Genomic DNA, 12,142 nt, shown 5'->3' with positions numbered 1-12,142 from the left:
GGCGGGACGCGGAGCGTCCTTGGCTGTGTTACCACGCAGAGCGTGGGAACAATCTCACAACGGGATGTGCGCGGCCGCCAGTAATTCTTTTGTATATGGGTGTTGCGGCGACTCAAATACATCATGACTGGCACCGCGCTCCACCACCTTGCCGTCCTTGACCACGATCATATCGTGGGCCATCGCACGCACCACCGCCAGGTCATGGCTGATGAACAGGTAAGTCAGGCCGTATTTCTCCTGCAGTTCGCGCAGCAGCGCCACCACTTGTTTTTGCACCGTACGGTCCAGCGCCGAGGTGGGTTCATCCAGCAGCATCAGCGCCGGCCTGAGCACCAGCGCACGCGCAATGGCGATACGTTGCCGCTGGCCGCCGGAAAACTCATGGGGGTAGCGATGGCGGCTGGCGGGGTCCAGGCCTACATCCTTGAGCACCTGAATCACCTGCGCTTCGCGCGCGTCGAGGCTGCACGGAGCATGCACTTCCAGGCCCTCGCTGATGATCTGCTGCACCGACATGCGCGGGCTGAGGCTGCCATAGGGGTCCTGGAACACCACCTGCATCTGCTTGCGCCACGGCCGCATCTGCTGATGGTTGAGCGGGTCGAGGGCCTGGCCCTGGAAGCGGATGCTGCCGCTGGAGTCCAGCAAGCGCAGAATCGCCTGGCCGAGGGTGGACTTGCCCGAGCCGGACTCGCCGACAATCCCCAGGGTCTTGCCCCGTTGCACGCTCAGGCTGATGCCGTCCACCGCGCGCAGGTAGGTCTTGGGCCGAAACAGTCCGCCGCCGAGGCGAAACTGCACGGTCAGGTCATCGACCTGCAAGACCGTCTCGCGCTCTTCACCGCACAGCGCATCGCCCGAAGGTTCGGCGTCCAGCAGCAGGCGGCTGTAAGGATGTTGAGGCGACGTGAACAGCGTCTGGCAATCGGCCTGCTCGACGATCTCCCCGGCGCGCATCACGCACACGCGCTGGGCAATGCTGCGCACCAGGTTGAGGTCATGGCTGATCAGCAGCAGTGACATGCCCAGGCGTTGCTGCAGGGACTTGAGCAACAGCAGGATCTTGCGCTGCACGGTCACGTCCAGCGCGGTGGTGGGTTCGTCGGCAATCAGCAGTTCCGGCTCGCAGGCCAGGGCCATGGCGATCATCACCCGCTGGCGCTGGCCACCGGAGAGTTGATGGGGATAGGCCTTCAGCCGCTCCCGGGGTTTCTGGATGCCCACCAGCTCGAGCAGCTCGAGGATGCGCGCCTGCGCCGCCTTGCCGCCCAGGCCCTTGTGCAGCAGCAGGGTCTCGCCGATCTGCTTTTCGACCGTGTGCAGCGGGTTCAGCGAGGTCATCGGCTCCTGGAAGATCATGGCAATGCGGTTGCCGCGCAGCTTTTGCAGGGCCGCAGGTGACGCGCCCATCAACTCCTGGCCGCGGTACTTCACCGAGCCTGTACTGTGCGCGCCGGCTTCGGGCAGCAATTGCAGGATCGAATGGGCGGTCACGGATTTGCCCGAGCCCGACTCGCCCACCAACGCCAGGCATTCGCCTGGGCGTACGTCCAGGCTCACCTTGCGCACCACGGTCTGGTCGCCGAACGCCACGCTCAGGTCACGGATTTCAATCAGGTTCATACGCGATCACTCATGAGCGAGGGTCGAAGGCATCACGCAACGCCTCGCCGATAAATACCAGCAGCGACAGGATCAGCGCCAGGGTGAAAAATGCCGTCAGGCCCAGCCACGGCGCTTGCAGGTTCTGCTTGCCCTGGGCGATCAACTCACCCAGCGAAGCACTGCCGGCCGGCATGCCGAAGCCGAGGAAGTCCAGGGCGCTCAAGGTCGAAATCGCCCCGGTCAGGATGAACGGCAGGTAGCTCAAGGTCGCGGTCATGGCATTGGGCAGGATATGCCGGGCGATGATCTTGCCGTCGCCCAGGCCCAGGGCGCGTGCGGCCTTGACGTATTCCAGGTTGCGCCCGCGCAGGAACTCGGCGCGCACCACGTCCACCAGGGCCAGCCAGGAAAACAGCGCCATGATCCCCAGCAGCCACCAGAAATTCGGCTCGACGAACCCCGACAGGATAATCAGCAGGTACAGCACCGGCAGGCCCGACCACACTTCCAGGATGCGTTGGCCGAGCAAGTCCACCCAGCCGCCGTAGTAACCCTGCAACGCGCCGGCGGCGATGCCGATGGCTGCGCTGATCGCGGTCAACGCCAGGGCAAACAGGATCGACACGCGCGCGCCGAAGATGACTCGCGCCAGCACATCCCGCGACTGGTCATCGGTGCCCAGCCAGTTCACCGTCGACGGCGGGCTGGGGGCAGGGCGGGTCAATTCGTAGTTGGGGGTGTCGTCGCTGAAGGGGATGGGGGGAAACAGCATCCAGCCGCCGTCCTGCTTTATAAGCTTTTGCACGTAGTCACTGCGGTAGTCGGCCTGGAACGGCAATTGGCCGCCGAACTGCTGCTCGGTGTAGCGCTTGAACACGGGAAAATACAGCTCGTTCTTGAAGCTGAGCACCAGGGGCTTGTCATTGGCGATCAACTCGCCGCCCAGCGTCAGAATGAACAGGCCGATAAATAGCCACAGCGACCACCAGCCGCGACGGTTCCTCTTGAATCGCTCGAAACGCCGGCGCGCCACGGGAGACAGATTGAGCATCAGGCGTTCCTCGCGGCAAAGTCGATACGCGGGTCCACCAGGGTGTAGCAGAGGTCGCCGATGAGTTTTATCAAGAGGCCGAACAGGGTAAAGATAAACAGCGAACCAAACACCACCGGGTAATCCCGCGACACCGCTGCCTCATAGCTCATGCGGCCCAGGCCATCGAGGGAAAAGATCACCTCGATCAGCAGCGAACCGGCGAAGAACACGCTGATGAACGCTTGGGGAATCCCGGAAATCACCAGCAGCATCGCGTTGCGAAACACATGGCCGTAGAGCACGCGACGTTCGCTCAAACCCTTGGCGCGCGCGGTCACCACGTACTGCCGGGTGATTTCGTTGAGGAACGAGTTCTTGGTGAGGATGGTCAGGGTGGCGAACCCGCCGATCACCAGCGCCGTGACCGGCAATACCAGGTGCCAGAAATAGTCGGCGATCTTGCCCACGGTGCTCAGTTCTTCGAAATTCTCCGACACCAGGCCGCGCACCGGGAACCAGTTCAGCGAAGTGCCACCGGCAAACACCACGATCAGGAACATCGCGAACAGGAACGCCGGCATGGCATAGCCGATCACGATGGCGGTGCTGCTCCATACATCAAAGCTGCTGCCATGGCGCACCGCCTTGCGTATCCCCAGGGGAATAGATACCAGGTAAGTAATCAAGGTGGCCCACAAACCGAGGGAAATGGTCACAGGCATCTTTTCCAGGATCAGGTCGATCACCGTTGCGCCGCGAAAGAAGCTGTTGCCGAAGTCCAGTCGGGCGTAGCTCCTGAGCATCAGCCACAGGCGTTCCGGCGCAGGCTTGTCGAAGCCGTACTGCTTTTCGATGTCCTTGATCAGTTTCGGGTCCAGGCCGCGGCTGGCTCGCGAGCCGCTGATGCTTTCCCCGGCAGCGCCTGCGACACCGCCCCCGCCGATGCCTTGCAGGTGGGCAATGGCTTGTTCGACCGGCCCGCCCGGCGCGGCCTGCACGATCACGAAATTCACCAGCAGGATAATCACCAGGGTCGGGATGATCAGCAGCAGGCGCCGCACGATATAGGCAAACATCAGCGCGCACCTCCGCGTTTTTTCAGTTCAGCGTTCATTTGCTCGTTGGTCAGCGGCGTGGGGCTGATTTCCCACCAGGTTTCCAGGGCTTCGTCGTTCTTCGCCTCGATGGCCGGGCGGCCGAAGCGGTTCCACCACGCGGCAGAGGTGCCCGGCGGGTAGTAATTGGGGATCCACAGGTAATTCCATTGCAGCACCCGGTCCAGCGCATGGGCGTAGGTGAGCATCTGCGCCTGGGTGTCGGCCTTGACCAGGCCCTTGACCAGGCTGTCGACGGCCGGGTCCTGGAGGACCATGTAGTTATTCGCGCCGGGGTCAAAGGCGGCGGTCGAGCCGAAGTAGTTGTACAGCTCCATGCCGGGCGACGTGGTGACGGGGAAGCCGGCGACGATCATGTCGTAGTCCCGGGACATGATCCGGTTCACGTACTGCGAAGAATCGATACGACGGATATTCAAGGTAATACCGATCTGCGCCAGGTTACGCTTGTAAGGGAGCAGCAGACGTTCGAGGCCGTTCTGTGTGTTGAGGAACGTGAACTCCAGCGGCTCGCCCTCGGCATTCACCAGTTTATCACCGTCCGGTTTCCAGCCGGCTTCCTCCAATAGCGCCAGGGCTTGCAGCTGTTTGTCGCGGATCATGCCGCTGCCGTCGGTGACCGGGGCCTTGAACACCTGGGTGAACACCTCGTCGGGCACCTGGCCGCGCAAGGGTTCAAGAATCGCCAGTTCCTCCTTGGTCGGCGGTTGACTGGCCGCCAGCGGGCTATTGGAGAAAAAACTCTGCTGGCGGATATACATAGTGCGCATCATCTGCCGGTTGGCCCATTCGAAGTCCCACAGCATCGCCAGCGCCTGGCGTACGCGGCGATCCTTGAACATCGGTTTTTGCACGTTGAACACATAACCTTGGGCCGGTTGCGGCATCTCCTTGGCCAAGTGCGCGCGCTGCAGGCGACCATCGTCCAGGGCCGGACCGTTGTAGCCGATGGAATAACCGGTGGCGGAAAATTCGCGGTTGAAATCGTAGGCGCCGCCGCGCAAGACCTGGCGCGCCACTTCGGTGTCGCCGAAATACTCCAGGCTCAGGTGATCGAAGTTGTACAGGCCACGGCTGACGGGCAAGTCCTTGCCCCACCAATTCGGGTCGCGGGTAAACGTGATGGTGCTGCCGGAGTCGATCTTGCTGACGGTGTAGGGGCCGCTGCCCAATGGCGCTTCATAACCGCCGCCGTTGGCGAAGTCGCGGGTCTTCCACCAATGCTCCGGGAAGACCGGCAGGGTGGCGATATCCAGGGGCAGGGTGCGGTTTTCATTGCTGGAAAAATCGAAGCGGACCTGGCGCTCACCTTCGACTTCGACGTGCTTGACGTCGGCGAACAACGTGCGAAAACGCAGGCTGCCTTGGGTCATCAGCAAGTCGAAGCTGTAGCGCACATCTTCGGCGGTGATCGGTTTGCCGTCGGCAAAGCGTGCCTTGGGGTTGAGGAAAAAACGCAGCGACAGACCGTCATCGGCGCGCTCCATTTTCTCGGCAACCAGGCCGTAGACGGTGTAGGGCTCGTCCAGGGAGCGCTGGGCCAGTGGTGAGTACAGCCAGCCGTCAACCTGGGAAACGCCGATGCCTTTGTCGATATACGGCAACACATGGTCGAAGCGCCCGATCTCGATGGCCGAGCGGCGCAGGGTCCCGCCCTTGGGCGCATCCGGGTTGGTATAGTCGAAATGGCTGAAGCCGTCGGGGTATTTGGCCGGCTCGCCGTACACCGTGAGGGACGTTTGTGGCGCCGCGATCACGGCGGTGCCTGTCATGAACAGGACCAGGGTGATGCTGAACAGTTTTGGAAAAGCCAGTCGCATTATCAGCCTTGAGCGCGGATGAACATGAAAGGGAGAGCGGTACGTTAACGGCTTAAGCGTCGTCAGTCATCACATGCACAACGGCCCACCAAATGGCGGGCCGTTGTTTACAGCATCAGCACGGACCGATCAGTCCTGGCGGCTGGTGACTTCCAGCAGGTGATAACCGAACTGGGTTTTCACCGGGCCTTGTACGGTATTGACCGGGGCGCTGAAGACGACGCTGTCGAATTCCTTGACCATCTGGCCTGGGCCGAACGAACCCAGGTCACCGCCTTGACGGCTGGACGGGCAGCTGGAGTTGGCTTTGGCGACTTCGGCGAAATCAGCGCCGCCTTCGATCTGGGCCTTGAGTTCGTTGCACTTGTCTTCAGTGGAAACGAGGATGTGGCGGGCGGTGGCTTTGGCCATGGAAAATAACTCCTTAAGTGAAAAACGGTGAGCCTACCGGATTCAGGCGGTTATTTCCCGGCAAAGTTCCACCGGCGTGCCTGAGCGGCTGAAGAACGGCCTGGCCTGCGGGTTTCAGGCCAAAACGATGTAGTCGTTCTGCTGGACGATGGGGGCGTGCGGGCCCTTGACCAGATGGATGTAGCGGCCGTCCACCAGGTCGATGGGCAGACAATCGTCGATATCCATGACCGCGTCGGTGTGGGCCTGGGACCAGTGGCGCAACAGGTGCTGCTTGCCCTTGCTCATGGCTTCGCGTTTGTCGCGCGCGACCAGCAACAGGTAGTGATGGGCCTCGCCAAAACTGTTGGCCTCATAGCCGCCGAGGTTGATGAAATACAAGTGCGGCGCATCACCGTGCGGCGCCAGTTGGCTGAATTGGACCTGCCAGCCGTCGACACCCTCGACCGCCATCCACGAATCGATATGCACGCCCTTGGGGCTGCCAAACCAGGCGTCGCGCAATTGCGGGTAGGTGGCCTGCAGGGTATCCGCCACGGCAAACGCCACATCGTGTACTTCGATCCGGGCCCTGGGGTGCTTGCCCCCGAGCATGACAACAAACAGCATTGCGAGTGATTCCTGGCGATTGATCAAAGGCCAACCATACTGCGATTGAACCCTTTTGTCCGGTCAATGCCACACTGTTAATTCGCCAACTCATCAGGAGGTTGTCATGCGTACTATCGATCTGGCCGGCGTTCCCGTCCCTGTCATTGGCCAGGGCACCTGGCGCATGGGTGAAGACCCGGACCGGCACCGCGCCGAAGTGGGCGCCTTGCAACTGGGCATCGACGAGGGCCTGACCCTGATCGATACCGCTGAAATGTATGGCGAAGGCGGTGCGGAAAAGGTGGTCGGCGAGGCCATCCAGGGCAGGCGCGACCAGGTATTTTTGGTGAGCAAAGTCTATCCGCACAATGCCAGCCGCACCGGCGTGCCCCGTGCGTGCGAAGCGAGCCTTCAGCGCCTGGGCACCGACTACATCGATCTGTACCTGCTGCACTGGCGCGGCCAATACCCTCTTGAAGAAACCGTCGAGGCGTTCGAGCGTTTGCGCGAAGCGGGCAAGATCGGCCGTTGGGGTGTTTCCAATTTTGATGTGGCAGACCTGCAGGAACTGGCATCCCCCGTGTGTGCAACCAACCAGGTGCTCTACAACATTGAAGAGCGTGGTATTGAATTCGACCTGCTGCCGTGGTGGCAACAGCACCATTTGCCACTGATGGCTTACTGTCCTGTTGCCCAGGGCGGTGCGCTGTTGGCCAGCCAGACGCTCAAGGAGATTGCCCGTCGTCATGAGGCCACTCCCGCGCAAGTCGCTCTCGCCTGGGTCTTGCGTCAAGACGGCGTAATCGCCATCCCCAAGGCGGTCACTCCCGAACACATACGGCAGAACGCCGCCGCTGTGAAGCTGGTGTTGGACGAGCATGACCTGGACGCGATTGATCGCGTGTTCGGCGCGCCCAAGCGCAAGCATCCGCTGGCGATGGTGTAGTGCCGGCAGGAACGGTGCCTTCCCTGGACCGTTCCCGCCTACGCCGCGGTTAGCCGGCCACAGGGCTGCGCCAGTCATCCGAGCCGGACGTGCCGGCTACTTCATGGGTCCAGACGATCTTGCGATAGCTGAAATACACGTCCTCCAGGTGGGTGAAATGGGCGTTGTCCGGGTCCTGGCAATTGGGCATGCGCGACTGGATGTCCACAATCGTCGCGCCTTCCAGTTCAACGGTGAAGTAGTGCTCCTGGGTGCCTGCCGAAGAGGTACGAAACCATTCCAGCCGGCACGACACTTCTTCCCCCGAGGTCAGTGCACTGAATAGCAGGGGCGAGGACTTGTCGAAGACCTTGCTCACCATCAGCGGTTTATGCACACGCTGGCCGGTCGGCTGGCCCGATTGCGGATCCCGGGGAATGATCACCTGATGCGCGAACGCCTGCACCAGGATCTGATCTTCATGGCCTTCCTGATAAATGTTTCCTACCGAGTCCTGGGTAAATGTACCTGCGGTGATCAAGCCTTGTTTGACACCGGTGATGGAGAGGTACGCGGGTGTTGGCATGACGGGTTTCCTTGTCTGGTTAAGTAGGTACTCCCGAACAGCAAAGTTGCCGGGCGGGTAAATGCCTATAACAAAAAGCGTGCCTGAAAGTGCGTACCCCAATGAAATAAAGGCGATGCCGTTGGAAAAATTTAATACGCCAGGGAGTTATGAATTTTTTAGTAATTAAAGTTGCACACAACTGCGCAGTTAATTGCTCGTGATGATGAGTGAGTCATTAAACGCAGGTGCGGGTAACTGAAGGGTTTTCTCGCTTATTAAGTGCGCAATTCATTGCGCAGGCCTTGATTTCAAGGCGTTGTAGGAAATTCCTTAAGTCCCGCCCTGCGGCTTGCTGGTTGTTTTTAAGGTGGCTAAGGTTTGTTCACTTCGTAGCGTGTTGAACGCGGGGTTAGCGGCACTCTGATCCGTATTTCTCGGTATCTGGTTTGCCTATTCAGCCTTATTAGTTGTGTGCGGCCAAAAAATGGTTCATTCAGAAAAGCTTTGCGCTTATTACCAGGAACTTGCACGAAGCCCTTGTTCGCCGGGGAATTTCGCCGGCAACGACGTGCGTTTTTCGAGTGAGTTTGAAACCGTGGAAACCGAGGTCGCCAAGACACACTCGATACATGGTGCGAGCCTGCCGGATTGGCAGCAGGTCTGCGAGCTCAGTGAGCGCGTGCTGCGTGAGCAATCCAAGGATCTGCGCGTCGCTGTATGGCTCACCTGGGCACTGCACCAGCGTGATTCATTTCCCGGACTGCTGGCCGGTCTCGTCTTGCTGGTTTATCTCTGTGAGCACCACTGGGCACAGGTGTATCCCGCCAAGCCACGCACCCGCGCTGCCGCGTTGGGTTGGCTGGTGGCGCGCCTCGACTCGCTCTTCTCGCACAACCTGTCTCTTGTCGACCAGTTGCCGTTGTTCCGGGCGCTGCATGAACACCTCGTGCGCCTTGATGAGTTGTTGAACGAGCATCTGGGCAGCGACGCCCCGTTGTTGTTGCCGAGCCGGCGTCAACTGGCGGAGCGCCTGGCGCGTGCCACCCAGGGCGGCGAGGAGCCGGCGGGCATCGCGGGTGTCATTGCCCAGGTCAGGCAGGCGAGCACGCAACTGTTCAAGCCTGAATCGCCCATCAACAACGAGAAGGATGCCCACAAAGCGCTGCGCGCCTTACAGGAACAGGCCCGAACGTTATGTAGCTGGTGGTTGCGCCACAATGCCACCGACCTGCGGGCCTTGCGTCTGGGGCGAACCCTGGCCTGGCTGAGCCTCGTCAACTATCCCGATGCCAACAGCGAGGGGGTGACGGCCTTGCGCCCGCTGGCTCCCGACAAGCTTAAGCGTTACCAGGATCGTCTCGGTCATGGCCATCACGCCGAGCTGTTGCTTGAGCTCGAGGCCAGCCTGGCGGGCGCATTGTTCTGGTTTGATGGCCTGCGCATGGTCTGGGAATGCCTTGAAGCCTTGCACGCAAGCCAGGCAATGACTGAGCTGGAAATGAGCTTCGCGCTGTTATTGCAACGTTTGCCGAACCTGCCTGAATTGCGCTTCGACGACGGTACGCCGTTTGCGGCCCCCGCGACTGGTGAATGGATCACGCTCCACGTGATTCGCCACCTGCACAAACCCGAGCCTTTCACGGCTGTCGCCGATGTCGGCAGCGAACCCTGGGAAGCCGCCTTGCAGGCGGCCATGCCGAGCCTGCGCCAGGAAGGGCTCAAGACTGCAGTGGGCGTGCTCAAGCAAGGTTTGCAGAGCGCATGCAGTGAACGCGCGCGCTTTCATTGGCGACTGGCGCTGGCCAGGTTGTGCATACGGGCGGGCAAGCCTGACCTGGGCAGGATTCAACTGGAACAGCTGGACCTCGAATTACAGCGCGCGGGCCTGGACCGCTGGGAGCCGGAACTGGCCCTGCACGTCGGCAGGCTTTTGTACCGCTGCTATGACCTGTTGCCGCAAAGCCACGCCGTGCGCGAAAGCAGGGAGGCGACGCACCGCCGGCTGTGCCATTTCGATCTGGAAACGGTACTCGAATAAAAATCATCAAAAGGAGTAACACCATGGCCAAAGACGGTTCGGTAGCACCCAAGGAACGTATCAATATCACCTTCAAACCCGCCGTTGGTGGTGCGCAGGAGGAAGTCGAGCTGCCCTTGAAACTGCTGGCGCTGGGGGATTTTTCACAACGCGAGGACCCACGCAAGCTTGAAGACCGCAAGCCTATCGGCATCGACAGGAACAGCTTCGACGAGGTGTTGGCCAAACAGGCCCTGAACTTGACATTGAGCGTGCCCAATCGCCTGCAGGAAGACGCTGACGTCGACGATCTGGCGATCCAGGTGCGGATCAACTCGATGAAGGATTTCAACCCCGCCAACCTGGTCGAGCAAGTACCTCAGCTGCAAAAGCTGATGGTGCTGCGAGAGGCATTGGTGGCGCTCAAGGGGCCGCTGGGCAACACCCCGAGCTTTCGCAAAGCCATTGAGCAGGCACTGGCCGATGACGACTCCCGTGCTCGGGTACTGGCCGAGTTGGGGCTGAGCAACGCTGATGCCGAACCTATTCAGTAAAAGGACACTGACACCATGACAACTCCCCAGCATGACCCGCAGCCCCTGCCAAAAGCCGCCGACGAGTGCAGCATTCTCGACAACATCATTGCCCAGACGCTACTGAGTGCCGATGACGAGGCGTACAGCATTGCCAAGCGCGGTGTGTCGGCGTTTATCGAGGAACTGGTCAAGCCCCACAACCGCGAAGAACCAGTCAAGAAACGGCTGGTCGATCGGATGATCGCCGAGATCGATGCCAAGCTCAGCCGGCAGATGGACGAGATTCTGCACCATCCGGATTTCCAGGCCCTGGAGGCGGCCTGGCGCGGGCTGCAACTGCTGGTCGAGCGCACCAACTTTCGTGAGAACATCAAGATAGAGCTGCTGAATGTCTCGCGGCAGGACCTGCTGGACGATTTCGAGGATTCCCCGGAAGTTACCCAGTCGGGGCTCTACAAGCACATCTACAGTGCGGAATACGGCCAGTTTGGCGGGCAGCCGGTAGGGGCGATCATCGCCAACTACTTCCTGTCGCCCAGCGCGCCTGATGTAAAGCTCATGCAATACGTGGCTGCTGTTGCCGGTATGGCTCACGCCCCTTTCATTGCGGCGGCCGGGCCAGGTTTCTTTGGTCTGGAAAGCTTTACCGGCCTGCCTGACCTCAAGGATCTGCGGGATCATTTCGAAGGCCCTCAGTTTGCCAAGTGGCAGAGTTTTCGCCAGAGCGAAGATGCGCGCTACATCGGCCTCACGGTCCCGCGCTTTTTGCTGCGCACGCCGTACGACCCCCTCGAATGCCCGGTCAAGACCTTTGCCTACCAGGAGACTGTGGTCAACAGCCACGAACACTACCTGTGGGGCAATACGGCCTACGCCTTCGCTACACGCCTGACCGACAGCTTCGCGCGTTTTCGCTGGTGTCCCAACATCATCGGCCCCCAGAGTGGGGGAGCGGTCGAGGACCTGCCGTTGCATCACTTCCAGAGCATGGGCGAGATTGAAACCAAGATTCCTACCGAGGTACTGGTTTCGGACCGGCGCGAATATGAGTTGGCGCAGGAAGGGTTCATCGCCCTGACCATGCGCAAGGGCAGTGACAACGCGGCCTTCTTTTCCGCCAGCTCCGTGCAGAAACCCAAGACGTTCGGCATCAGCGAGGAGGGCAAGGCAGCCGAACTGAACTACCGGCTGGGTACCCAGTTGCCTTACATGATGGTGGTCAATCGCCTGGCTCACTACCTCAAGGTTCTGCAGCGTGAACAATTGGGCTCGTGGAAGGAACGGACCGACCTGGAGTTGGAACTCAACAAGTGGATTCGCCAGTACGTGGCGGATCAGGAGAATCCCAGTGCGCAAGTGCGCGGGCGGCGTCCACTGCGCGCAGCGCGCATTGTCGTCAGCGATGTCGAGGGGGACCCGGGCTGGTACCGCGTCAGCTTGAGCGTACGCCCGCATTTCAAGTACATGGGGGCGGACTTCACCTTGTCCCTGGTCGGCAAGCTCGATAAAGAATGAGTC

Annotated in this window: 11 protein-coding genes; 4 read left to right on the top strand and 7 right to left on the bottom strand. The window is 60.6% G+C overall.

Annotated features, from left to right (window positions below; translation table 11 throughout):
• Window positions 1-54: 54 nt before the first annotated feature.
• The 6 genes from BFP96_RS16420 to BFP96_RS16395 all read right to left on the bottom strand — a co-directional run bounded on the left by BFP96_RS16420 (window position 55) and on the right by BFP96_RS16395 (window position 6,596).
• Window positions 55-1,626, bottom strand: a complete 1,572-nt coding sequence (locus BFP96_RS16420) for an ABC transporter ATP-binding protein (RefSeq protein WP_065936601.1) — start codon at window positions 1,624-1,626, stop codon at window positions 55-57.
• A 10-nt stretch (window positions 1,627-1,636) separates the two neighbouring features.
• Complete coding sequence (locus BFP96_RS16415) at window positions 1,637-2,659, bottom strand: ABC transporter permease (protein WP_065893087.1); 1,023 nt, start codon at window positions 2,657-2,659, stop codon at window positions 1,637-1,639.
• On the bottom strand, window positions 2,659-3,717 hold the full coding sequence (locus BFP96_RS16410) for a microcin C ABC transporter permease YejB (RefSeq protein ID WP_065893086.1): 1,059 nt from the start codon (window positions 3,715-3,717) through the stop codon (window positions 2,659-2,661). The genes BFP96_RS16415 and BFP96_RS16410 overlap by 1 nt, the downstream gene beginning before the upstream one ends.
• Entirely contained in the window at window positions 3,717-5,576 is a 1,860-nt protein-coding gene (locus BFP96_RS16405; protein WP_065893085.1) for an extracellular solute-binding protein, read from the bottom strand. Before BFP96_RS16405 ends, BFP96_RS16410 begins: the two co-directional genes overlap by 1 nt.
• 129 nt (window positions 5,577-5,705) lie before the next feature.
• Window positions 5,706-5,987: a peptidylprolyl isomerase gene (locus BFP96_RS16400; RefSeq protein WP_065887453.1), complete on the bottom strand. Its 282-nt coding sequence runs from the start codon at window positions 5,985-5,987 to the stop codon at window positions 5,706-5,708.
• 114 nt (window positions 5,988-6,101) lie between these two features.
• On the bottom strand, window positions 6,102-6,596 hold the full coding sequence (locus BFP96_RS16395; RefSeq protein ID WP_065887452.1) for a DUF1543 domain-containing protein: 495 nt from the start codon (window positions 6,594-6,596) through the stop codon (window positions 6,102-6,104).
• A 106-nt stretch (window positions 6,597-6,702) separates the two neighbouring features.
• On the opposite strand from BFP96_RS16395, the gene BFP96_RS16390 reads away from it, so the two are divergent.
• Entirely contained in the window at window positions 6,703-7,524 is an 822-nt protein-coding gene (locus BFP96_RS16390; RefSeq protein ID WP_065893084.1) for an aldo/keto reductase, read from the top strand.
• Window positions 7,525-7,573: 49 nt separating this feature from the next.
• On the opposite strand, the gene BFP96_RS16385 is transcribed toward BFP96_RS16390, so the two are convergent.
• Window positions 7,574-8,089: an Hcp family type VI secretion system effector gene (locus tag BFP96_RS16385; RefSeq protein WP_065893083.1), complete on the bottom strand. Its 516-nt coding sequence runs from the start codon at window positions 8,087-8,089 to the stop codon at window positions 7,574-7,576.
• 466 nt (window positions 8,090-8,555) lie between these two features.
• On the opposite strand from BFP96_RS16385, the gene tssA reads away from it, so the two are divergent.
• Genes tssA through tssC form a run of 3 tightly spaced genes read left to right on the top strand, consistent with a single transcriptional unit; the run spans window position 8,556 to window position 12,139 of the window.
• Window positions 8,556-10,109: a type VI secretion system protein TssA gene (gene tssA / locus BFP96_RS16380; protein WP_065936600.1), complete on the top strand. Its 1,554-nt coding sequence runs from the start codon at window positions 8,556-8,558 to the stop codon at window positions 10,107-10,109.
• 23 nt (window positions 10,110-10,132) lie between these two features.
• Window positions 10,133-10,642 carry a type VI secretion system contractile sheath small subunit gene (tssB, locus tag BFP96_RS16375; RefSeq protein WP_065893081.1) on the top strand — a complete coding sequence of 170 codons (510 nt, stop codon included), beginning with the start codon at window positions 10,133-10,135 and terminating at the stop codon, window positions 10,640-10,642.
• Between the two features lie 15 nt (window positions 10,643-10,657).
• Window positions 10,658-12,139 carry a type VI secretion system contractile sheath large subunit gene (gene tssC / locus BFP96_RS16370; protein WP_065893080.1) on the top strand — a complete coding sequence of 494 codons (1,482 nt, stop codon included), beginning with the start codon at window positions 10,658-10,660 and terminating at the stop codon, window positions 12,137-12,139.
• Window positions 12,140-12,142: the final 3 nt, after the last annotated feature.

The sequence above is a fragment of the Pseudomonas sp. 34 E 7 genome, assembly GCF_900005715.1.
In the GTDB taxonomy this organism is placed as follows: Bacteria; Pseudomonadota; Gammaproteobacteria; order Pseudomonadales; family Pseudomonadaceae; genus Aquipseudomonas; species Aquipseudomonas orientalis_A.
This window is presented reverse-complemented; position numbering and strand designations above follow the sequence as displayed.